General features: G+C 66.2%; 21 protein-coding genes. 1 reads left to right on the top strand and 20 read right to left on the bottom strand.

Annotated features, from left to right (window positions below):
• Positions 1-34 precede the first annotated feature (34 nt).
• The 18 genes from BMW72_RS02560 to tilS all read right to left on the bottom strand — a co-directional run bounded on the left by BMW72_RS02560 (position 35) and on the right by tilS (position 17,341).
• A complete protein-coding gene (locus tag BMW72_RS02560) occupies positions 35-577 on the bottom strand; it encodes an amino-acid N-acetyltransferase (RefSeq protein WP_241983919.1) in 543 nt (180 codons plus the stop codon).
• A gap of 328 nt (positions 578-905) precedes the next feature.
• A complete protein-coding gene (locus tag BMW72_RS02555; protein ID WP_092106976.1) occupies positions 906-3,431 on the bottom strand; it encodes an ATP-dependent Clp protease ATP-binding subunit in 2,526 nt (841 codons plus the stop codon).
• A 192-nt stretch (positions 3,432-3,623) separates the two neighbouring features.
• The gene (gene cls / locus BMW72_RS02550; protein WP_092106974.1) at positions 3,624-5,087 is read right to left on the bottom strand and encodes a cardiolipin synthase; all 1,464 of its coding nucleotides are present in this window, start codon (positions 5,085-5,087) and stop codon (positions 3,624-3,626) included.
• Positions 5,088-5,093: 6 nt separating this feature from the next.
• Entirely contained in the window at positions 5,094-5,273 is a 180-nt protein-coding gene (locus BMW72_RS02545; RefSeq protein ID WP_092106972.1) for a hypothetical protein, read from the bottom strand.
• 34 nt (positions 5,274-5,307) lie between these two features.
• Entirely contained in the window at positions 5,308-5,454 is a 147-nt protein-coding gene (locus BMW72_RS18615) for a hypothetical protein (protein WP_166787735.1), read from the bottom strand.
• The gene (gene lysS, locus BMW72_RS02540) at positions 5,454-6,923 is read right to left on the bottom strand and encodes a lysine--tRNA ligase (RefSeq protein ID WP_370448726.1); all 1,470 of its coding nucleotides are present in this window, start codon (positions 6,921-6,923) and stop codon (positions 5,454-5,456) included. The genes BMW72_RS18615 and lysS overlap by 1 nt, the downstream gene beginning before the upstream one ends.
• Before the next feature lie 109 nt (positions 6,924-7,032).
• On the bottom strand, positions 7,033-7,905 hold the full coding sequence (gene panC, locus BMW72_RS02535) for a pantoate--beta-alanine ligase (protein WP_092106968.1): 873 nt from the start codon (positions 7,903-7,905) through the stop codon (positions 7,033-7,035).
• The gene (locus tag BMW72_RS02530; protein ID WP_092107572.1) at positions 7,902-8,663 is read right to left on the bottom strand and encodes a Rossmann-like and DUF2520 domain-containing protein; all 762 of its coding nucleotides are present in this window, start codon (positions 8,661-8,663) and stop codon (positions 7,902-7,904) included. The genes panC and BMW72_RS02530 overlap by 4 nt, the downstream gene beginning before the upstream one ends.
• Positions 8,660-10,306 carry a PH domain-containing protein gene (locus BMW72_RS02525; protein WP_092106966.1) on the bottom strand — a complete coding sequence of 549 codons (1,647 nt, stop codon included), beginning with the start codon at positions 10,304-10,306 and terminating at the stop codon, positions 8,660-8,662. Before BMW72_RS02525 ends, BMW72_RS02530 begins: the two co-directional genes overlap by 4 nt.
• The gene (locus tag BMW72_RS02520) at positions 10,303-10,893 is read right to left on the bottom strand and encodes a PH domain-containing protein (RefSeq protein ID WP_092106964.1); all 591 of its coding nucleotides are present in this window, start codon (positions 10,891-10,893) and stop codon (positions 10,303-10,305) included. Before BMW72_RS02520 ends, BMW72_RS02525 begins: the two co-directional genes overlap by 4 nt.
• The gene (locus BMW72_RS02515) at positions 10,868-11,350 is read right to left on the bottom strand and encodes a DUF3180 domain-containing protein (RefSeq protein ID WP_166787734.1); all 483 of its coding nucleotides are present in this window, start codon (positions 11,348-11,350) and stop codon (positions 10,868-10,870) included. Before BMW72_RS02515 ends, BMW72_RS02520 begins: the two co-directional genes overlap by 26 nt.
• Positions 11,347-11,892 (bottom strand): 2-amino-4-hydroxy-6-hydroxymethyldihydropteridine diphosphokinase, encoded by a 546-nt coding sequence (gene folK / locus BMW72_RS02510; protein WP_092106960.1) that lies wholly within the window; start codon positions 11,890-11,892, stop codon positions 11,347-11,349. Before folK ends, BMW72_RS02515 begins: the two co-directional genes overlap by 4 nt.
• Positions 11,889-12,251, bottom strand: coding sequence for a dihydroneopterin aldolase (folB, locus tag BMW72_RS02505; protein ID WP_092106958.1), 363 nt, complete (start codon positions 12,249-12,251; stop codon positions 11,889-11,891). Before folB ends, folK begins: the two co-directional genes overlap by 4 nt.
• A complete protein-coding gene (gene folP, locus BMW72_RS02500; protein ID WP_092106956.1) occupies positions 12,244-13,101 on the bottom strand; it encodes a dihydropteroate synthase in 858 nt (285 codons plus the stop codon). Before folP ends, folB begins: the two co-directional genes overlap by 8 nt.
• Positions 13,098-13,667 (bottom strand): GTP cyclohydrolase I FolE, encoded by a 570-nt coding sequence (folE, locus tag BMW72_RS02495; protein WP_092106954.1) that lies wholly within the window; start codon positions 13,665-13,667, stop codon positions 13,098-13,100. Before folE ends, folP begins: the two co-directional genes overlap by 4 nt.
• A 6-nt stretch (positions 13,668-13,673) precedes the next feature.
• Positions 13,674-15,683, bottom strand: coding sequence for an ATP-dependent zinc metalloprotease FtsH (gene ftsH / locus BMW72_RS02490; protein WP_092106952.1), 2,010 nt, complete (start codon positions 15,681-15,683; stop codon positions 13,674-13,676).
• 82 nt (positions 15,684-15,765) lie between these two features.
• The gene (hpt, locus tag BMW72_RS02485; RefSeq protein ID WP_092106950.1) at positions 15,766-16,338 is read right to left on the bottom strand and encodes a hypoxanthine phosphoribosyltransferase; all 573 of its coding nucleotides are present in this window, start codon (positions 16,336-16,338) and stop codon (positions 15,766-15,768) included.
• A 22-nt stretch (positions 16,339-16,360) separates the two neighbouring features.
• Complete coding sequence (tilS, locus tag BMW72_RS02480; RefSeq protein ID WP_092106948.1) at positions 16,361-17,341, bottom strand: tRNA lysidine(34) synthetase TilS; 981 nt, start codon at positions 17,339-17,341, stop codon at positions 16,361-16,363.
• Between the two features lie 45 nt (positions 17,342-17,386).
• On the opposite strand from tilS, the gene ppa reads away from it, so the two are divergent.
• Positions 17,387-17,878, top strand: coding sequence for an inorganic diphosphatase (ppa, locus tag BMW72_RS02475; protein ID WP_092106945.1), 492 nt, complete (start codon positions 17,387-17,389; stop codon positions 17,876-17,878).
• Positions 17,879-18,073: 195 nt separating this feature from the next.
• On the opposite strand, the gene BMW72_RS02470 is transcribed toward ppa, so the two are convergent.
• Together BMW72_RS02470 and BMW72_RS02465 are read right to left on the bottom strand one after the other, a co-directional pair.
• The gene (locus BMW72_RS02470; RefSeq protein WP_241983918.1) at positions 18,074-19,534 is read right to left on the bottom strand and encodes a C40 family peptidase; all 1,461 of its coding nucleotides are present in this window, start codon (positions 19,532-19,534) and stop codon (positions 18,074-18,076) included.
• Positions 19,527-20,873: a M23 family metallopeptidase gene (locus tag BMW72_RS02465; RefSeq protein ID WP_092106943.1), complete on the bottom strand. Its 1,347-nt coding sequence runs from the start codon at positions 20,871-20,873 to the stop codon at positions 19,527-19,529. Before BMW72_RS02465 ends, BMW72_RS02470 begins: the two co-directional genes overlap by 8 nt.
• Between the last annotated feature and the right edge of the window lie 158 nt (positions 20,874-21,031).

Raw genomic sequence — 21,031 nt, 5'->3', positions numbered from 1 at the left:
GAAGCAGTGATTCGGCCGATCCGCTCCAAATCGGTCAGCTCAGGCGCTTCACCATGCGGGTGTTGCCGAGTGTGTTCGGCTTGACGCGGGCCAGGTCGAGGAATTCGGCGACACCCTCATCGGGTGACCGCACGAGCTCCGCGTAGATGGCCGGATCGACGGTTTCGGTCCCCATATCACTGAACCCGTTCCGCGTGAAGAACCCCACCTCGAAGGTGAGGCAGAACAGTCGACTGAGGCCGAGGTCGCGGGCATCCGCTTCGAGGCGTTGCATCATGGTGTAGCCGACGCCGCGGCCGAGCCACTCGGCGTCGACGGCGAGAGTGCGAACCTCGCCGAGGTCTTCCCACATGACGTGCAGGGCGCCGCAGCCGATCAGCGTGCCGGATGCGTCAACGGCCACCCGAAATTCCTGCACCGCCTCGTAGAACACCACGCGGTCTTTGCCGAGCAGAATGCGCTGCTGCACGAGCGGCTCGACGAGCGCTTGAATGCCGGGCACGTCGCTCGTGCGCGCGCGGCGCACCGAATATTCCAGTTCGGGTTGTTCCGGTGCGGTCTGCTGCAGTTCAGTCACGCCAATCGGCCCCTTTCGCGCATAATTCAGGATCAAACCACCAGTCTAGGGATCGGTCCGCGTGATTCCGCAGCCGCAGACCCCCGCCCGCCCCGTTCCTCCTGAATTCGCCCCACATTTTCGACCCAGCCAGAGCGGATGCCGGCTCTCCCGACCTCTCCCCCCGCCTATAACTCCTGCAATTCGGGTCACCCCGATCGAACACCCCCCGGAACGACGCGTAACTTGCCTGGACTCGTCAGAATCTGCAGGAGTCATGCGCACCCAACGCCGCCTTTGGGCACAGAAAAAGGCCCGGCAGACGAATCTGCCGGGCCCTGGAGAACTGCTAGTCGCTCGTGATCGCCAGGTCGGGAGTTGCCGGTCCGGTTCCGATAGCAGCAGCCGTGTTCACTCCGACGCCGACCGGGTCAACTCGGGTCGTGGTGGTGAAGACGTAGGCACCGTCGATGTAATCCACGTGCACGTGGTCACCGGCGTTCAGCTCGCCCTGCAGGATCTTCTCCGACAGGCGGTCTTCCACCTCGCGCTGGATGGCGCGGCGCAGCGGGCGAGCACCGAGCGTCGGGTCGAATCCGACCTCGATCAGGTGTTCCTTCGCCGGAAGGGTGACCTCGACGGTCATGTCCCGGTCGAGCAGGCGCACACCGAGACGCTTGATGAAGAGGTCGACGATCTGCAGCAACTCGGGCTTGGTCAGCTGCGGGAACACGATGATCTCGTCCACGCGGTTGAGGAACTCGGGCTTGAAGTGCTTCTTCAGCTCGTCCTTCACCTTGCCGGCCATGCGCTCGTACCCGGTGGTGCTGTCGCCTTCCAGCTGGAAGCCGACCGGTCCACCCGAGATGTCCTTGGTGCCGAGGTTGGTGGTCATGATGATGACGGTGTTCTTGAAGTCGACGACGCGACCCTGACCATCCGTCAACCGGCCCTCTTCCAGAATCTGGAGCAGGGAGTTGAAGATATCGGGGTGGGCCTTCTCGATCTCATCGAACAGCACCACGGAGAACGGCTTGCGCCGTACCTTCTCGGTGAGCTGGCCGCCCTCTTCGAAGCCGACGAATCCGGGAGGCGCACCGAACAGGCGCGATACGGTGTGCTTCTCGCCGTACTCACTCATGTCAAGCGAGATCATTGCAGCTTCGTCGTCGAACAGGAACTCGGCGAGCGCCTTGGCCAGCTCCGTCTTGCCGACGCCGGTGGGACCGGCGAAGACGAACGAACCGGAGGGACGCTTCGGGTCCTTCAGGCCGGCACGGGTGCGACGGATGGTCTTGGCGAGTGCCGAGATGGCCTCTTCCTGGCCGATGACGCGCTGGTGCAGTGCCTTCTCCATGAAGACGAGCCGCGAGGACTCTTCCTCGGTGAGCTTGAACACCGGGATGCCGGTGGCCTGGGCGAGGACTTCAGCAATCAGGCCCTCGTCGACGACCGCGGTGGTCTTGACGTCGCCCGACTTCCACTTCTTCTCGAGGCGCAGGCGCTCGCCGAGGAGGTTCTTCTCCTCGTCACGCAGGCCGGCGGCTTTCTCGAAGTCCTGTTCTTCGATGGCGAGTTCCTTGGCGGCACGCACCACGGCGATTTTCTCGTCGAATTCGCGCAGCTCGGGCGGGCTCGAGAGGATCGACAGGCGCAGGCGGGCGCCGGCCTCATCGATCAGGTCGATGGCCTTATCGGGCAGGAACCGGTCGGAGACGTACCGGTCGGCGAGGTTCGCCGCGGCCACGAGGGCACCGTCGGTGATCGACACCTTGTGGTGCGCTTCGTAACGGTCGCGCAGACCCTTGAGGATGTTGATGGTGTGCGGCAGCGACGGCTCGTTCACCTGGATCGGCTGGAAGCGGCGCTCGAGCGCGGCATCCTTCTCGAAGTGCTTGCGGTACTCGTCGAGGGTGGTCGCACCGATGGTCTGCAGCTCACCGCGGGCGAGCAGCGGCTTCAGAATGGATGCGGCGTCGATCGCGCCCTCGGCGGCTCCGGCACCCACCAGGGTGTGGATCTCGTCGATAAAGACGATGATGTCGCCGCGGGTGCGGATCTCCTTGGTGACCTTCTTCAGGCGCTCTTCGAAGTCACCGCGGTAGCGGCTACCGGCGATGAGCGAGCCGAGGTCGAGCGAGTAGAGCTGCTTGTCTTTCAGCGTCTCGGGCACATCGCCCTTGACGATGGCCTGGGCCAGGCCCTCCACGACGGCGGTCTTGCCGACGCCGGGCTCACCGATCAGCACCGGGTTGTTCTTGGTGCGACGCGAGAGGATCTGCATGACCCGCTCGATTTCTTTCTCGCGCCCGATCACCGGATCGAGTTTATTGTCGCGGGCCATCTGGGTGAGGTTACGACCGAACTGGTCGAGCACCTGGCTGCCAGCCGTGTTGGCTGCCTGCTCGTTGGCGCCGACCGCCACCTGCTCCTTGCCCTGGTAACCGGAGAGGAGCTGAATGACCTGCTGGCGCACACGGTTGAGGTCGGCGCCGAGCTTCACGAGAACCTGGGCGGCGACGCCCTCGCCCTCGCGGATGAGGCCGAGCAGAATGTGTTCGGTACCGATGTAGTTATGGCCGAGCTGCAGCGCTTCGCGCAGGCTCAACTCGAGGACCTTCTTTGCACGCGGCGTGAAGGGAATGTGGCCGGTGGGCTGCTGCTGCCCCTGGCCGATGATGTCCTGAACCTGCTCGCGCACGGCGTCGAGCGAGATGCCGAGGCTCTCCAGAGCCTTCGCGGCGACGCCTTCACCCTCGTGAATCAGTCCGAGCAGAATGTGCTCGGTCCCGATGTAGTTGTGGTTGAGCATCTTGGCCTCTTCCTGGGCCAAAACGACGACGCGACGAGCTCGGTCGGTAAATCTCTCAAACATATGATCGCTCCCTTGGCGCCAGGGCAGTTGGTGCCGTTACATCGAGAGTAACCAGCCTGAACGCCTCGCGGGTGTTTGTTCGCCGTAGGCGTGACGCAGGCTGCGTGCAGCCTGCGTCACGCCTTTGTTTTAGCAGGAGCAGCGTGACGGATGCTGCGCGCGGCCCGGCCGCGCCGCATCCGTTTCGCGCACCTACTGCACCGCGGAGGTGAGCCGGGCGAGGTTGTCGAGGATGGTGGAGCGCAGCGGCTGCTTGCGCCATTCCTCCAGGGTCAGTTCGCGACTATTGAGCCGGTTCTCGTCTTCCATGGCCCGCAGGTTGCGCACGAACGACCGGCCGTGCACCATGAGCGACACCTCCATGTTGAGGCTGAACGAACGCTGGTCCATATTGCTCGAGCCGACGACAGCCACCTCGTCGTCGATCGTGAAGTGCTTCGCGTGCAGAATGTAGGGCGCTTTGTACATGTAGATGTGTACGCCGGCCGTTAGGAGTTCCTCATAATACGAGCGCTGCGCGTGGTAGACCACGGCCTGATCGCCGATTTCGGACACGAACAGTTCCACGTGCAGCCCCCGCTGCACAGCGGTCGTGATGGCGTACATGATCGATTCGTCCGGCACGAAGTAGGGGCTCGTGATGATGATGCGATCCTGCGCGTAATAGAGCAGTGCGAGGAACAGCCGCAGGTTGTTTTCCCCCTTGAACCCCGGCCCGCTCGGCACCACCTGGCAGTCGAGGGCATCCGTCACTGGCCGCGGATGAACCGGCTCGATGTCGCGGGTGAGTAGTTCATTGGTTTCGCTGTACCAGTCGGTGATGAAGATCGCGTTGAGGCCCGACACAATCGGGCCTTCCAGCCGGGTCATGAAATCTTTCCACTGCAGGCCGCGACGAATGTTGCTCTTCATGTTGTAGGAGCGGTCGATGATGTTCTGTGACCCCATGAAGCCGACCATGCCGTCGACGATGAGCAGCTTGCGATGATTGCGCAGGTCGGGTCGTTGCCATTTGCCCTTGAACGGCTGCACCGGCAGCATCAGCTGCCACGCGATGCCGGCATCCGTGAGCCGTTTCTTGGTCTGGTGAAAGCCGGGCTTGCGCATGGACTGAATGTGGTCCATCAGCACCCGTACGCTGACACCGCGTCTGTGCGCATTCTCGAGGGCGTCAAAGAAGGGGGCGGTGGTGTGATCGAGCGAGAGGATGTAGAACTCGACGTGCACGTATTTCTGAGCCTGGTCGATGTCGGCGATCATGGTGTCGAACGCCACCTGGTATTCGCCGATCAGGCTCGCCGTGTTGTCGCCGACCAGCGGCATGGCACCCAGGTTGCGATTGAGTTCAACGACGGATTCGAGCCAGCCCGGCCACGGGTGGTCGCGTCGCACCAGTTCCATGCCCTCGGTGCTGTCGAGGATAAACTTGTTGATTTCATCCTGCATCAGGCGACGCTTCTTCGGCAGCGTACGGAAGCCGATCAACAGAAACAGCAGCACGCCGAGGTAGGGAATGAAGAAAATGGTCAGCAGCCAGGCCATGCCCGACATGGGCCGCCGATTGCGGGGCACCACGATGATGGCAATGACGCGAACCGAGAAGTCGACGATCAGGGCCAGCAGAACGGTGATGGTCAGGCCGTCGATGCCGAACATTGGTACTTAGGTGACCGGTTTGTCGAGACCGAGCCGGGCGCGTTCTTCGGCTTCGATTTGGGCGTACACCTTGCGTTCGGTGCGGTCAGCGCGCAGGATCGAGCGCATCATCAGCCAGAACATGAGGCCGAGCGCAATGGTGGGCACAATCGAAAAGAGCGCGTTACCCCAGAAGTTCTCAATCACGGACCCAGCCTACGCGTAAAGACTGGGAGCGCCGCTACTTGCTCAGCAGGCCGATCAGGCCGCTGCCCAGGTAGTACAGCCCGACGCCGCCGACGATCACCCAGAGGGCGATGCGGTTCATCGACGGCGGCTTACGGCCCCCCTGGTCGGGCCGCAGCTCGTCATCGGGCAGATAACTCATCACTTCACCAGAGGAAAAAGGATCGTTTCGCGAATACCAAGTCCGGTCAGCGCCATCAGCATGCGGTCGATGCCCATGCCCATGCCGCCAGTCGGCGGCATGCCGTATTCGAGGGCGCGCAGAAATTCTTCGTCAAGACGCATGGCCTCCGGGTCTCCCCCGGCGGCCAGGCTCGCCTGCTCGATGAAGCGTTCACGCTGCACGACCGGGTCGACGAGTTCGGAGTAGCCGGTGGCCAGTTCGAAGCCGCGCACGTAGAGATCCCACTTCTCGACCACGCCGGCCACCGAGCGGTGCCCGCGCACCAACGGGCTCGTATCGATGGGAAAGTCCATCACAAAAGTCGGTCGCACGAGCGAACCCTTCACGAAGTGCTCCCACAGCTCTTCGACGTACTTGCCGTGAATGGGGTGGTCGATCTCGATCCCCTCGCGGGCTGCGAGGGCGACCAGGTCGGCCAGTGGCGTCTCCGGGGTGATCACGATGCCGGCGGCCGCCGAGAGGCTGTCGTACATGCCGATGCGGTCCCAGTCGCCGCCGAGGTCGAACAGGGTGCCGTCGGCCCAGGTCACCACGTGCGATCCGGCGATCGCGAACGCGGCATCCTGAATCAGCTTCTGGGTGAGGTCGGCAATGGAGTTGTAGTCGCCATACGCCTCGTAGGCTTCGAGCATCGCGAACTCGGGCGAGTGGGTGGAGTCGGCGCCCTCGTTGCGAAAGTTGCGATTGATCTCATAGACCCGATCGATGCCGCCCACCACGGCCCGCTTCAGGAACAGCTCGGGTGCGATCCGCAGAAAAAGTTCCGTGTCGAAGGCGTTGCTGTGGGTCTGAAACGGTCGAGCGGATGCCCCGCCGTGCATCGTTTGCAGCATCGGCGTCTCAATTTCGATGAACTCGAGGTCTGTGAACGTTTTGCGCAGGCTCGCGACGGCCCTGGAACGGGACAGCACGTTGGTGCGGGCCTGCTCGCGGCTGATCAGGTCGAGGTAGCGGCTGCGTACCCGGGTCTCCTCGCTGAGCTCGGAGTGCAGGTTGGGCAGCGGCAGCAGCGCCTTCGCGGCGACCTGCCAGTCGGTGACCATGATCGACAGCTCGCCGCGACGGCTGGAGATGACCTCGCCGGTGACGAACAGGTGGTCGCCGAGGTCGACGAGGTCCTTCCAGGCGGCGAGGGACTCGTCGCCGACGGCGGCGAGCGAGACCATGGCCTGGATGCGGGTGCCGTCACCCGACTGCAGGCTCGCGAAGCACAGCTTGCCGGTGTTGCGCAGGTGCACGATGCGTCCGGCCAGTCCCACGGTGACGCCGGTGACGGCATCCGCTTGAAGGTCGCCAAATTCGGCGCGCACCGCCGGAATGGTGTGCGTGACGGGCACTGACACCGGGTAGGCGCCGCCGGCCGGGCTCGCGGCGGTCGCATTCAGGCGGTCACGCTTGCCGAGGCGTACGGCCTTCTGCTCGTTCATCTCCGCGTCGGAGAAGCCCTCGGCGTCATCGGTCGAGGTGGGCGGGGTGTTCTGGCTCATCTGGTTCTCCGTTGGTGCTGTCAGTTCACAATAAAGCGGATGCCACGCCTCACCCGAGACGGATCGACACGTTGTCGATCAGTCGGGTGGTGCCGACCCGCGCGGCCACGAGCATGCGCGCCGGCCCGCGATAGTCGTAGGGCACCGAGAGGAAAGTCTCCGGGTGCACGATCACGAGATAGTCCAGTTTAACCAGCGGCTGGGCGGCAATGCGCGCACGCGCTGCGGTGAGCGCTGCACCAGGGCCGGCCTGCGCCTCCGCTACGGCAGCGTTGAGCCCGGCGAACAGCGCCTGCGCTGCCGTGTGCTGCACGTCGTCGAGGTACCGGTTGCGGCTGGACAGGGCCAGTCCGCTGGGTTCGCGCACGGTATCGACAACCTCGATGGTGGTGCGCACATTGAGATCGGCGACCATGCGTTGCACCAGAAAAGCCTGCTGGCCGTCTTTTTGGCCGAACACCGCGGCATCCGGCGTCACGATGCCCAGCAGTTTCGCCACGACGGTGAGCATGCCGTCGAAGTGGCCGGGCCGCGCGGCTCCCTCATAGAGTGAGCCGACCGTTCCGGCGGTCACCCGGGTATCGTTCGTGCCGCCCGGATACATCTCGCGGGCGCTCGGCGCGAACACGAACGCCACGTTCTCGGCCTCGAGCGCGGCCAGGTCAGCCTTGAGGGTGCGCGGGTAGCTGTCGAGGTCTTCGCCGGCGCCGAATTGCAGGGGGTTGACGAAGATCGACACCACCACGATGTCGCCGAGGGTGTGCGCCCGTCGCACGAGCTCGAGGTGGCCGGCGTGCAGCGCCCCCATGGTCGGCACCAACACGATGCGCGTGTCACCGCCGGTCAGTGCCGCGCGGTCGCGCGCCTGGCCGAGACGGTCATGCAGCTCGGCGATGGAGCCGATCATTTCTGGCGTAGTCATTCGCGCGACCTGTCGTCGTCAAACGGATGCTGCCGCTGCTCGATTTCATCGAAGCCCGCCAGGTCGAGTCGTTCGGGGCTCGTGCGCCCGAGGGCGTTCTCCATCGCGGAGCGCAGCAGCGGACCAAGAATAGCCCCTGGATGTTCGAGACCGATTCCGGCGAGCAGCCGCGTGGCCTGCTCGACGATCGACGTGGAGAAGGCGGTGGCGATCTGGATCGCTTCGGCGTAGCTGGCACGGTCGGCCTCGGCGATGATGAGCGGTTCGCCGCCCATCTCCACGGCGAGCGCCTGCCCGATCGGCAACACCGGGCCGGGTGCGGTCACCGCGAAGTAGCTGTCGGCGAGACGGGCCAGGTCGAGGCTGGTTCCGGTGAAGGACATCGCCGGGTGAATGGCGAGCGGAATGGCGCCGGCCGCCTGCGCCGGCGCGAGCACGGCGGTGCCGAAGCGGGCCGAGGTGTGCAGCACGATCTGGCCGGGCTGCCAGGTGTTCGTCGCGGCGAGGCCCTGCACGAGGCGCGCCAGGTGGGCGTCCGGCACCGCGATGATGACCAGTTCGCTTCGTTCGACGACCTCGGGCACGGTGAGGATGGGCACGAGCGGCAGGATCGCTTCGGCGCGGTCGCGGCTGGCCTGCGAGATCGCGGAGATGCCGACGATCGCGTGGCCAGCGCCCGCGAGGGCCGCTCCAAGAATGGGGCCGACGTGACCGGCGCCGATGATGCCGACGCCGAGGCGTCCGGGCTTGTCGTTCATTCCGCTGCTTCCCGGGCTGGCGAGGGTTTGCCCGCGCGGCTCCACTGGTGGGTAGTGTCGGCGAGCGCCGACCGTACGGCTCCCGTGGACATCCACTCGAAGAGAACCAGTGCTTCATCGACGTCGATGACGGGCAGTGAGGCACTGACCGGCCCGGCAACCGTGTGCAGGTCTGCCGACGCGAGGCGTAGGCGCCTTCGCACGGGTCCCTGGCTGATGCGCACGCCCTGCATTCGCGCGAGGGGCACGAGAATGAGGTCGCGGGAAAGCACGCCGCGGCGAATCACGGCGACCTGATCCGAGACTGCCCAGCCGGTGCGCCACCACGAGAATGGGCGCAGCCAGGCGGCACGGGCGGGGGCATTACTGTAGAAATCGGCGAGCGCGGCGTCACGTTTGTGACCGCCGAGCAGTCCGTTCTCGACCAGGGCGCGTTGAGTGTCGGTGTCGAAGCCGGGCAGCGCCAGTTGGAGTACCTTCTCGACGTCGGCAAGGGTGCCGACCGGCAGGATGTTGGCGCTGGTCGCGGGGGCGCTGCTGCGGCCGGCGGCCTGGCCCGCCGTGTTGATGCTGACCTGCCACCAGCCGAACCGACGCCAGAGAATGGGCTGTGACACCTTGATGGCGTGGATGCGGCCGGGCGGCAAGGTCTGACTGCTCGTGGACAGCAGACCGAAGCCGACCCGCACACCGTCGGGGGTGCCCGCGATGCTGAACCGCAACGTCTTGGTGATGCGGGAGAAGTAGTAACCGACACTGCCGAGGAGCCCAGGCAGCACCGCCACGAGCACCCAGCCGCTGCTCCCGGCGACCACGCTGACGATGAGACCGACGCCGGCCAGAAGGAGAAAGACGGTGAAGCCGCTGAGCACAACCGATCCGATCAGGCGCCCCGGCGGAATGCGCACGACCGATTCGGGCGGGGCCGCATCGGGGTCGAGCTCCGGAGCCCGAAATTCGTTGTAGCGCGCGGTCGCGAAGTCACCGAGGGCCGTGTGCGCGGGTGGCGCGGTGGCCGGCACGATCGGGGTGGGTGCGGCTGCCGCCGGCACACCGGGCAGGTCGGCCGGCTGCCGTGCCTGCCACAGACCGGAGGCAAGGTGCAGGATGTCGCGGCGCAGGTCATCCGCTAGTTTCGAGCCGAGATAGGCGAGCTGTACGTTGCCGTCTTGTCCGGCGACCGTGATCTCCAGCCGGGCCGCACCGAACAGGCGGGCGATCAGCGGCCGGGCCAGATTGACACCCTGCACCCGGTCGAGACGGGCCTTGCGGTTGCTGCGAAAGACCACGCCGCTGCGCACTTCGACGATCTCTCCGGTCACCCGAAAGGTGTGCATGCGCCAGGACAGGTAGAACACCCCGATGATGACCAGAAGCACCCCGGCGACGATCAGCAGGGCCCAACCGGCGGCTCCGCGCTCGTAGATCGCGTCGATCGGATCGCCCCGATAGTTCTCCTCACCCAGGAACAGGTCGACGAGTCGTTCGCGCAGGTTGGCGATGATGAAGCCGATGATGGCCACCATAAAAATGCCACCCCGCAAAACCGGCGTCGCGGGGTGCAGGCGGTGCCATTCCCCGTCGGTGAGGTCGGTGCGCGGCGCCGCCAGGGGGGCCGGAATCGGAGCGGCTGGCTCGCTCACAGGCCGGCCCGGCGGCTCTCCGCGAGTTCCACCAGCCGGTCGCGCAGGCTCTCGGCGTCGGCTTCGGCCAGCCCGGGAATCGAGACCCCGGCGGTGGCCGCGGCCGTCACGAACTTGAGGTCGGCCAGCCCGAGCCACCGGGCGATCGGGCCACGGGTGATGTCGATGAGCTGCATCCGCCCGTACGGCACCGCGACGAAACGTTGAAAGAGGATGCCGCGGCGAAACAGCAGGTCATCGCCCCGCAGCAGATACCCGATGGAGCGCACCCGACGCGGCTCGAACACGAGATTGATGATCGACGCGACCAGCACGGCTATGCCGACCCACAGGGCCCAGGTCTGGTCGAGCAACAACCAGAGCAGGCTCGCTCCGCCGCACACGACAACGGCGTTCACGATGGTGCCGACGATCTCGACCAGTACATACTTCGGGGAGACGCGCATCCAGTCGCCCGTCTCGGGCAGTTCGAGCCGCGCCGACGGTTCGGGCCTATCGGCCGATTCGGCCACGTCGTGTGGAACGGGCGGCAGCGCACCAGGCTGGTTTACGTCGGGCAGGTCAGGCACGGGTACCTCCGGAGTCATCGGTATCGCCATTGGTGTCATCGTCGGGCGGCAGGGTACAGAAGTGTTCGGCCACAAGGCCGGCCGTGAGCATGAGCGCTGCGCCGATCGCCGTGCCGATCGCGAGCCACAACGATAGGACTGCCGGTACCACCGAACGGGTGAGAATGTACAGAACGAGGCCCAGAGCGGCTCCCAGCAGCAGCGACGCCGACAACGACGTGGCCTTCGACAGCACGGCCACCCGCATGGCCCAGAACGGGTCGATGCGGCGCAGCGCCCTGCGACGGGTACCCTGGCGCACCTGCCAGGCCAGGCTCACGACGACCGCGCCCAGCAAAATCAGCGTCAACGGCAGGGTCACCGGCGGAACGACGATCGGAGCGCCCGATGCCGCGAAGGCGATCTCGAGCAGAAAGCCGATCACGAGACCGATCAGCACCGCGGCGAGCAGTCCGGTCGCGTGTGAACGCTTCACCGCCCGGCTCCCGGTGCCGGCGCGGATTCAGCGGCTGAGGCATCCGCTACCCGGCGCACCGTGATGCCGGTGGCGGCGAGCAGATCCCGAACCAGCCCACGGCCGGGGATGACGGCCGCCGCGTCGAGGTCGAGCCACGGGGCCAATACGAAGTCACGTTCCGCCGCGCGCGGGTGCGGCAGGATGAGGCGATCATCGTCGATACGCAGCTCGCCGAACACGATGAGGTCGATGTCAAGCGTTCGGTCCCCCCACCGTTCGGCGCGCACCCGGCCGTGCCGGGCCTCGATGAGATTGACGGCGTCGAGCAGGGCGTACGGGTCGCCGCTATAGCCGATGGTCAGCACGGCGTTGAAGTATCGGGGCGCACTCTCGTCGACGCCGCCCGGTTTCACGGCCGCAGATTCATACACGGGCGAGACGGCAACGCGGGTGGCACCGGGGAGTTCGCTGATGTCCGCCGCGGCCCGGGTGAGCGTGGCCGCCCGGTCGCCGAGATTACTGCCGAGGGCCAGGACCACTCGCTCGATGCTCCCGATCATGACCGAGACCGGGTGATCTGCACGGCCACGTCGGTGAACGGCACCGAGATGGGAGCTTGCGGTTTGTGCACCGTGACCTGCACGCGCAACGCCGGCGGGTGCGCCAGCACGACGGCCGCGATGCGCTCGGCGACGGTTTCAATGAGGTCGACCGGGTTGTGCCGGGCCGCGTCGGTGACCTCTTCGGCGAGTTCGCCATAGTGGATGGTCTGGGTCACGTCATCGCTGGCCGCTGCGGCCAGCAAATCCAGCCAGACAGTCACGTCGATGACGAAGTCCTGACCGTTTTCTTTCTCAAAGTCGTAGACGCCGTGGTGGGCGTTCACCCGCAGGCCGGTGAGGGTGATCGAATCAGTCATGGGTCCATTGTGACGGACGCACAGCGCTGTGCGGCAATCCCTGCGCACGGTGCGGCGTCGACCGCTGCACGCTGGCCAGCACGTTCAGGGCGGTGCGGGTCGCCGCGACGTCGTGCACCCGCACCGCCCAGGCGCCGGCCTGAGCGGCGAGCACGCTGACCACGGCGGTGGGCAGGTCGCGGTCAGGCAGAGCAGCACCGTTTGGCAGCACCCCGGCGAGGAAGCGTTTGCGTGAAGCGCCGACCATGACCGGCAGGCCGAGTTCAGCGAAGGCGTCGAGCCGGGCCAGGAGCTGCCAGTTGTGTTCGGTCTTCTTCGAGAATCCGAGTCCGGGGTCGAGCACGATCCGTTCCCTGCCCACTCCGGCGCGGGTCAGCGCGTCGACGCGGGTGCGCAGTTCGGCGATGACGTCGGTGACAACGTCGCCGTAGTCGGCGAGGGTGTCCATCTGCTGCGCGTGTGCGCGCCAGTGCATGGCCACGTAGGTGAGGCCGGTCTCCGCTGCAACGGCCCCCATGCCGGGGTCGGCGAGACCACCGGACACGTCATTGATCACGCTCGCGCCCGCCGTCGCCGCGGCACGGGCGGTGGCAGAGTTGAAGGTGTCGATGCTCAGCCGCAGGCCCTGCCGGGCGAGCTCGGTGACCACCGGAATGATGCGTCGCTGCTCTTGTTCCGGTGAAACACGGGCGGCTCCGGGCCGGGTGGACTCGCCGCCCACGTCGATGAGGTCGGCACCCTGGGCGTGCAGCAGCAGACCGTGCTCGATGGCGGCATCCGTTGACGCCCACCGGCCGCCGTCACTGAAGGAGTCCGGGGTGACATTGAGCACGCCCATGATGAGCGTCATCCGCCGGCAGAAATCAGCGCGATGATCTCGGCGCGGGCCGTCGGATCGGTCAGCGCTCCACGCGTGGCCATGGTCACCGTCGAGCTCGCGGTCTGGCGCGGTCCGCGGGTGCCGACGCAGCCGTGCACGGCGTCGAGCACGACGAGCACGCCGAGCGGGTCGAGGCCTTCGTGCAGGGCATCGGCGATCTCCTCGGTGAGTCGCTCCTGCAGCTGCGGCCGAGCGGCGAGGGTCTCCACGACGGCGGGCAGTCGGCCGAGGCCGACGACCCGGCCCCTGGGCAGGTAGGCCACGTGGGCGATGCCGAGAAACGGCAGCAGGTGGTGTTCGCAGACCGAACGAAAGGCGATATCGCGCAGCAGCACGAGCTCGCCGGTACTGCCGTCGACCGGAACGAAGTCCTTCAGGTGGTCTTGTGGGTTCTGGTCGAGGCCGGCGAAGAACTCGGCGTAGGCATCCGCTACCCGCCGTGGGGTGCTCTCCAGGCCGGCCCGTGTCGGGTCCTCACCGATCGCAGCGAGAATCTCGGCGACGGCCGCCTGAATGCGCGCCCTATCCACTGCCACGGGCGCCTAGGCGGTCGCGGGGCGGGGGTTGCGGGCCGGCGCGCGCTTCGGTTTGGCAGGGACGGCGTCACCGCTGGAGATGCCACCGTCAACGGCGGCACCGTCGATGGGAGCCTTCGGCGCCGGCATGGCGATCGGCGGTACGTCCGAGACGGGGCGCTTGTCACTTGAAAGCCATTGCGGTCGTGGCGGGAGTTTCTCCACGCTGGCGAAGATCTCGGCGAGGGCGGTCTGGTCGAGCGTTTCGTGCTCGAGCAGGGCCGCCGCGAGGCTGTCGAGGATCGCACGGTTCTTGATCAGCACCTCGTAGGCCTCGTCGTGGGCGTCTTCGAGCAGCTGGCGCACCTCGCGGTCGACGCTTTCGGCGACGCGCTCCGAGTAGTCGCGCTGGTGTCCCATGTCACGACCGAGGAAGACTTCGCCCGATCCCTGGCCCAGCTTGAGCGGGCCGACGACCGCGCTCATGCCGAACTCGGTGACCATCTTGCGGGCAGTCGCCGTTGCTTTCTCGATGTCGTTGGACGCGCCGCTGGTCGGGTCGTGAAAGATGATCTCTTCAGCGACGCGGCCGCCCATGGCGTAGGCGAGCTGGTCGAGCAGTTCGTTGCGGGTGACCGAGTAGCGGTCTTCGAGCGGCATGACCATCGTGTAGCCGAGGGCGCGGCCGCGCGGCAGGATGGTGATCTTGGTCACCGGGTCGGTGAAATTCATCGCGGTGGCGACCAGGGCGTGGCCACCCTCGTGGTACGCGGTGATGAGCTTTTCCTTGTCACGCATGACGCGGGTGCGGCGCTGCGGTCCGGCCATGACCCGGTCGACGGCCTCGTCGAGGGCGCGGTTGTCGATGAGCTGGGCGTTGGACCGCGCGGTCAGCAACGCCGCCTCGTTGAGCACGTTCGCCAGATCAGCACCGGTGAAGCCGGGCGTCTTACGCGCGAGCACCTCGAGGTCCACACCGTCGGCCATCGGCTTGCCCTTGGAGTGCACCTCGAGGATGCGTTTGCGACCGAGCATGTCGGGTGCGTCGACGCCGATCTGCCGGTCGAACCGGCCAGGGCGGAGCAGGGCGGGGTCGAGGATGTCCGGGCGGTTGGTGGCGGCGATGAGGATGACGTTGGCCTTGACGTCGAAGCCGTCCATCTCGACCAGCAGCTGGTTGAGGGTCTGCTCACGTTCGTCGTGGCCGCCGCCCATGCCGGCACCACGGTGACGGCCGACGGCATCGATCTCGTCGATGAAGATGATGGCCGGAGCATTTTCCTTGGCCTGGCTGAACAGGTCTCGCACTCGGCTGGCACCGACACCGACAAACATCTCGACGAAGTCGGAGCCGCTGATGGCGTAGAACGGCACGTTGGCCTCGCCGGCGACCGCGCGAGCGAGGAGGGTTTTACCGGTTCCGGGCGGGCCGTACAGCAGTACGCCCTTGGGAATGCGGGCACCGACCGCCTGAAATTTAGCCGGCTCCTTGAGGAAGTCCTTGATCTCTTCGAGCTCTTCGATGGCTTCGTCGGCACCGGCGACGTCGGCAAAGGTGACCTGCGGGCTTTCCTTGGAGACCAGTTTGGCTTTGGACTTGCCGAACTTCATGACCTTGCTGCCGCCGCCCTGCATCGAGATCATGAGCCAGAAGAAGGCACCGATCAGCAGTACGGGCAGCAGAAAACTAAGCACGCCCAGCACCCAGTTGGCCTGTGGCACCTCGTCGGTGAAGCCGTCCTTCGGGTTGGCGGCGGTGACGGCGGTAATGATCTCCTCGCCGCGCGGTGCGACGTAGTAGAACTGCACCTGGGTTCCGAGGTCCCCGCTGGCCTTGGTCAGCGTGAGGTCGACCCGCTGTTCGCCGTCGACGATAGTGGCCTCGGCGACATTGCCGGATTTCAGGTAGCCGAGACCCTCCTGCGTGCTGACCTCGCGAAATCCGCTCATGGTAATGAGGCTTGACCCCACCCAAACGGCGATGACGGCGAGCACAATATAGAGAATCGGGCCGCGGAGTAGCTTCTTGACGTTCATGGTGACCTCAGGCTAGCGCTCGATTACAAAGGAATGCCGTGTGTTCGCCCAAAGGAGAACTCAGGCGCGGGTCGCGGTACGCCTAGAGAGCGGCTGCGGCGACCGTGGAGTAGACGTGCGGGGCCAGAATGCCCACCGAGCGCAGGTTGCGGTACTTCTCGTCGTAGTCGAGGCCGTAGCCCACCACGAATTGGTTCGGAATGTTGAAGCCCACATATTTCACATCGATGTCGACGCGCGCGGCGTCGGGCTTGCGTAGCAGCGCGCAGATTTCAATGGATGCCGGACCACGCGTTTTCAGGTTCGCCAGCAGCCACGACAGGGTCAGGCCGGAGTCGATGATGTCCTCCACGATGAGCACGTTGCGGCCGGACAGGTCGGTGTCGAGGTCCTTGAGAATGCGCACAACGCCGCTCGACTGGGTTCCGGAACCGTAGGAACTGACGGCCATCCAGTCCATGGTGACCGGGTGGTGCAGTTCGCGCGCCAGATCGGCCATGACCATGACCGCGCCCTTGAGCACGCCGACCAGCAACAGATCGGTACCCGCGTAGTCGACCTCGATCTGGCGGGACATTTCGGCCAGGCGAGCTCGAATCTGCTCTTCGCTGATCAGGATCTCGGTGAGGTCGCCGTCAATGTCGCGAGGTTCCATGTGGAGAGAGCAGTCCTTTGTGTCAGGTGGGTCCAGGAACGGAAAAAATCAAACTTCCACCCTGCCGTATAACTCTAATGCCTGGCAGGCTGAGCGCCCCCTGTCCATGCCAATTCGTCACGAGCGCCGCCACGGCGAGGGCCTGCCCCCGATCCAGCCACACCCCGCACACTTCCTCGACGGCGAAGCGAATCACCCGCTGCCGTATTGCGGCAGGGTGCGCTGCGAGCACGGCCGCCGCTATTCGCCGATCAGCCCAGTGCGCGCGCAGCACAGTGCGCGCAAGCTCGTCGAGCGCGTCGGAATCCTCCCGCAGGGCTTCGGAGGTGCGGGCGAGCGCCAGACCGACGCCGGGGCCGAGCTCACTCTCGAGCATCGGCAGTACCGTTTGCCGTACCCGCACGCGGGAATAGCGCGGGTCGAAATTCTGCGGGTCGCTCCAGGGTTCGAGGCCGGCGTCGGCGCAGAATTGCCGGGTTGCCGCGCGACGGATGCCCAGCAAGGGTCGCAGGATCAGCCCGGTTCGCGCCGCCATCCCCCGCAAACTGGTCGGTCCGGAGCCGCGAGCAAGGCCGAGCAGCACGGTTTCGGCTTGGTCATCGAGGGTATGGCCGAGCAGCACCCCGCTCGCCCCGGTCTGTGTGAGCGCGACATCGAACGCCGCGTAGCGGCTCGTTCGTGCCGCAGCTTCCGGCCCGGTTCCGTCGTCGACGACGCTCACTCCCAGAACGAGCACCGGGTCGAGGCCGAGCTGGCGGGCGGTGTGTGCAGCCCGCGCCGCAACATCCGCTGAACCGGGTTGCAGGTTGTGGTCGACGATCACCGCTCCGGCACGGATGCCCGCCCGCCCCGCTTCGAAGGCTGTCGCGGCGGCGAGGGCGAGCGAATCAGCGCCACCGCTCAGGCCCACCAACACGAGCCCTTGGGCCGGCAGGAGTGCGCGCACGGCCCGACGAATATCGGCGATGGCCGGGGTGAGGCGCGGGCGGCGGGAGGATTCCATCCAGTAACGTTATCCGCAGACTTAGATCAAGGGAGAAACACAGCCATGGCCGAATACGACGCAGTCATCGAAATCCCTCGCGGGAGCCGCAACAAGTATGAGGTAGACCACGAAACCGGTCGGGTGTATCTCGACCGAGTGCTCTACACGAGCTTCATGTACCCCACCGACTACGGCTACTTCGAGAACACGCTCGGCCTCGACGGCGACCCCGTCGACGTTCTCGTACTGCTCGACTATCCGCTCTTTCCGGGCGTCGGAGTCTCCGTGCGTCCCGTCGGAGTGTTCAACATGACCGATGACGGCGGCTCCGACGCCAAGGTCATCGCTGTTCCGGCCGGCGACCCGCGCTGGGACCACATCCAGGATGTCCTCGACATTCCGGAGTACACCCGCAAGGAAATCGAGCACTTCTTCGAGCACTACAAGGACCTCGAACCGAACAAGTGGGTCAAGACGGAGGGCTGGGGCGACGCCGCTGAAGCCAACCAGATCGTCGTCGACGGCATTGCCAAGCTCGCCGAAGAGGGTCACTAACCCTCACATCGACGAAGGCCCCCTGGTCGACCAGGGGGCCTTCGTTCTGCCTGCGGGCCCCTTGCGGGGGCTAATTCAGGAAATCTGCCGGGATGTTCGATGTTGATCGCACTGGTCTGCGGGGCCGCACCTAATCCTGGAACGATCTCCTGAATTAGCCACCAAGTAGCGACGTCAGGGTATGAGCGGCGGGCGTCAGGCGGCCGGACGGCCGACGTAGGGCGCGACGGCCCAGGACGACCAGATGCTGTGCACTCGCACGCGGGAAGACGGGTTCGGGGCTTCGAGGACCTGGCCGTTGCCCACGTAGATCGCCACGTGGTAATAGTTACCCGGGCTGCCCCAGAACACCAGGTCGCCGACCTGCACCTGGGCGAAGGAGACGAGCTTGCCCTGCTTGGCCATGGTGTTGTACTGGTTTGTGGCCGAGTGGGTACCGATGTAGACGCCGCCCGCCGCGTACGCGGCTTTGGTCAGACCGGAGCAGTCCCACGCGTCGGGGCCGGAGCCGCCGAAGACGTAGCGGTCGCCGAGCTGGTTGCGGGCGAACGCGAGTGCCGTGTCGACGATGCTCGCGTTGGGAGCGGCAACCGGAGCGGAGGGCGCTGGCTGCGCAGCGGGCGTGACGGGCGCAGCGGGCGTGACGGGCGCGGCGGGGGTGACCGACCCGGAACCCGATCCCGAACCCGAACCGGAACCGGACCCGGCGGCGGCATCCCGCACGGCCTGCGCTGCCGCAGCAGCCGCTACCGCTGCAGCGGATGCCTGCGCCTGCGCGAACGCGGAAGCGGCAGCAGCAGCGTCTTCGCCCGCGTGAAAGCTGCGTTCGGCCTCGGCCGTGGTGTCTTTGAGCAGGGCGAGCTGCTCGAACAGCTCGCTCGACTTGCGTTGCTGGGTCTCGTACGCGGCCTCGGCTGCCGTCGAGCTCGCCGTCGCGGCGTCGAAGGTGGTCTTGGACTCTTCGGAGAGGCGTTCGCGTTCCTCGGTGGCCGATACGGCCTGCGCGCCCAGGGACTCGGCCGCGTTCTTGTCCTCCACGGCCTCGGTGTAGATCTGCTCCGACTGCTCGCTGAGCTTGCTGGCCGTGCCGAGCTGGCTGAGCAGGTCATCAGCGCTGTTGCCGTTCAAGAACAAATTGAGTGACAGGCCGCTGGCACCGGACTTGGCGAGGTGAGCGGCGATCAGGCCCGCGCGCATTTTCGACGTCGCGGCGGTGGCCTCAGCCGTTTCAGCCTGGTCCTTGAGGCTGGTTTCTCGCGCGGTGGCGGCATCCAGGGCGTCCTGTGTCACGCGGTAGGCCTCGGCCGCAATCTGGGCGGTCGTAACGGCCTTCGCTGCTTGGGCTGCCAGCCCGTCGAGCAGCGCGCCGAGGGTCGCAATTTCGGCCTGCTTGGTCGACTCGTTTTGCTTGGCCTTCTCGACGTCGTTCCAGCTCGGGTAGTCGGGCGCGGCGAAGGCAGCCCCGCCGGCGGCGGCAACGGATGCTGTCACCGCCGACACCGCCCCGATTGCCACGGCGGAAAGCAACCGTTTTGACGTCGTGCGCACTCGTGCGCGCGCGGTGTTGGTGGTGCTCGGTACGTTGGTGGTGCTCGGTATGTTGGTGGTGCTCGGTATGTTGGTGGTGCTCGGTACGGTTGTGGTGCGCTTAGCCAAGTGATGCTCCCCGATCGGCCATGAATGGAACGGGATTGATGCGGTTTCCGCCAATCCAGACTTCGAAGTGCAGGTGGCAGCCGTTGGCGGCCCCAGTATCGCCGGAACTGGCGATCAGCTGGCCGGCGGAGACCGATTGGCCGACGCGCACGTTGTAGCCGCCGTTTCGGATGTGCGCGTACCCCGTTGACACGTTGTCGCCGTGGCTGATCTTCACAAAGTTGCCGTAGGTACCGAGCACTCCCGCCCAAGTCACGACGCCGGCGTGGGCGGCATAGATGGGTGCGCCACAACCGGTGCCGAGGTCGGTGGCGTAGTGGAAGCTTCCGCTGCACTGGCCGCCGCTACCGCAAATTGTCGAGCGAGGGCCGTAGCCGCCGGTGATGCGTCCGCTGGCTGGAACGCCCCAGCCGGACATGCTCACCGACCCGCCGGAGCCACCGCCGCCGCTCGCAGCGGCCGCCGCGGCAGCTGCCCGAGCCGCCGCAGCCTCAGCGGCGACGCGGATCGCTTCGAGCCGGGCACGTTCCGCAACGCCGGCTTCATACCCGGCCGACGTCGTCGCTTGGGCGTCGCGCATGAACTGCAGCTGCTGCTCCAGCTCGATGCCCTTGGCTTCGGACTCGGCGAGGGCGTTCGCCGCTGCCTCGGCGGCGGCCTGGGCGGCGGCGAGCGCAGCCTCGGCGGCGACCCGCAGGGTTTCGCGCTCGGTCTGAGCGATCTTGGCCTGGTCCCCGAGCGACTGGGCGTTGTTGGTGGCGGACTGCGCCGATTCGTAGACGTCGGAGCTGCGCTCGACCAGCTTGCTCATGTTGCCCAGTTTCGCGAGCAGCAGGTCGGCGTCGGCGCCGTCACCCTCCCCCTCGAGGAACAGGTTCACGCTCAGGTCGGTGCCGCCGGTGCGGTAGAGCTGGGCGGCGAGCTGCCCGGCCTGCTTGGTGGCGGCATCCGCTGTGGCCTTGCTGGTATCGGCCTGGGTCTGGATGTCTTCGGCGCGGCGGGTGGCGTCATCGAACTCTTGCTGCGCGACCTCGAGTTCGCTCGCGCTTTTCTCCGCGGCGGCCTGGGTCTGCTGCACCTGCACCTGCAGGCCGGCGATGAGGCTCTCGATTGCGGTCACCTGCGCGGCGGCTGAGGCGGTGTTCGCCTTGGCGTTTTGCAGGTCCTGCCAGGACGGGTAGTCGACGGCGCTGGCCGGGGCTGCGGGGCTCACGAGGGTGACCAGCAAGGTTAGCGCCGCCAGGATGCTGGTCAGCGCCAGGGTGTGCCGGGGCCACCGATTGGTCACACGCAAACGGCGGGCGGCCTCGTCAGTTCCGCGGCCGGTCACAGTTCTCATACGAATCATTGTTTCCCAACAGGCTTATAGCAGTCGCCACGTGCGCCGAGGCAGACTCTTCAGAGTAACAAGGCGGGCACGATTCGCCCAGTCTTACCGGCGAATCTAACCCGCGAAATAGCCGCTGGCCCGCCCATTTGCGGGCGCGGTGCGAACTG

Source organism: Cryobacterium luteum, assembly GCF_900110125.1.
Taxonomy (GTDB): Bacteria; Actinomycetota; Actinomycetes; order Actinomycetales; family Microbacteriaceae; genus Cryobacterium; species Cryobacterium luteum.
This window is presented reverse-complemented; position numbering and strand designations above follow the sequence as displayed.

Coding starts and splice junctions, on each gene's coding strand:
- BMW72_RS02555 (WP_092106976.1), bottom strand. CDS start 3,431: ATGTTTGAGAGATTTACCGACCGAGCTCGTCGCGTCGTCGTTTTGGCC.
- cls (WP_092106974.1), bottom strand. CDS start 5,087: ATGTTCGGCATCGACGGCCTGACCATCACCGTTCTGCTGGCCCTGATC.
- BMW72_RS18615 (WP_166787735.1), bottom strand. CDS start 5,454: ATGAGTTATCTGCCCGATGACGAGCTGCGGCCCGACCAGGGGGGCCGT.
- lysS (WP_370448726.1), bottom strand. CDS start 6,923: ATGAACGAGCAGAAGGCCGTACGCCTCGGCAAGCGTGACCGCCTGAAT.
- panC (WP_092106968.1), bottom strand. CDS start 7,905: ATGACTACGCCAGAAATGATCGGCTCCATCGCCGAGCTGCATGACCGT.
- BMW72_RS02530 (WP_092107572.1), bottom strand. CDS start 8,663: ATGAACGACAAGCCCGGACGCCTCGGCGTCGGCATCATCGGCGCCGGT.
- BMW72_RS02520 (WP_092106964.1), bottom strand. CDS start 10,893: ATGACTCCGGAGGTACCCGTGCCTGACCTGCCCGACGTAAACCAGCCT.
- folK (WP_092106960.1), bottom strand. CDS start 11,892: ATGATCGGGAGCATCGAGCGAGTGGTCCTGGCCCTCGGCAGTAATCTC.
- folB (WP_092106958.1), bottom strand. CDS start 12,251: ATGACTGATTCGATCACCCTCACCGGCCTGCGGGTGAACGCCCACCAC.
- folP (WP_092106956.1), bottom strand. CDS start 13,101: ATGACGCTCATCATGGGCGTGCTCAATGTCACCCCGGACTCCTTCAGT.
- ftsH (WP_092106952.1), bottom strand. CDS start 15,683: ATGAACGTCAAGAAGCTACTCCGCGGCCCGATTCTCTATATTGTGCTC.
- hpt (WP_092106950.1), bottom strand. CDS start 16,338: ATGGAACCTCGCGACATTGACGGCGACCTCACCGAGATCCTGATCAGC.
- tilS (WP_092106948.1), bottom strand. CDS start 17,341: ATGGAATCCTCCCGCCGCCCGCGCCTCACCCCGGCCATCGCCGATATT.
- ppa (WP_092106945.1), top strand. CDS start 17,387: ATGGCCGAATACGACGCAGTCATCGAAATCCCTCGCGGGAGCCGCAAC.
- BMW72_RS02465 (WP_092106943.1), bottom strand. CDS start 20,873: ATGAGAACTGTGACCGGCCGCGGAACTGACGAGGCCGCCCGCCGTTTG.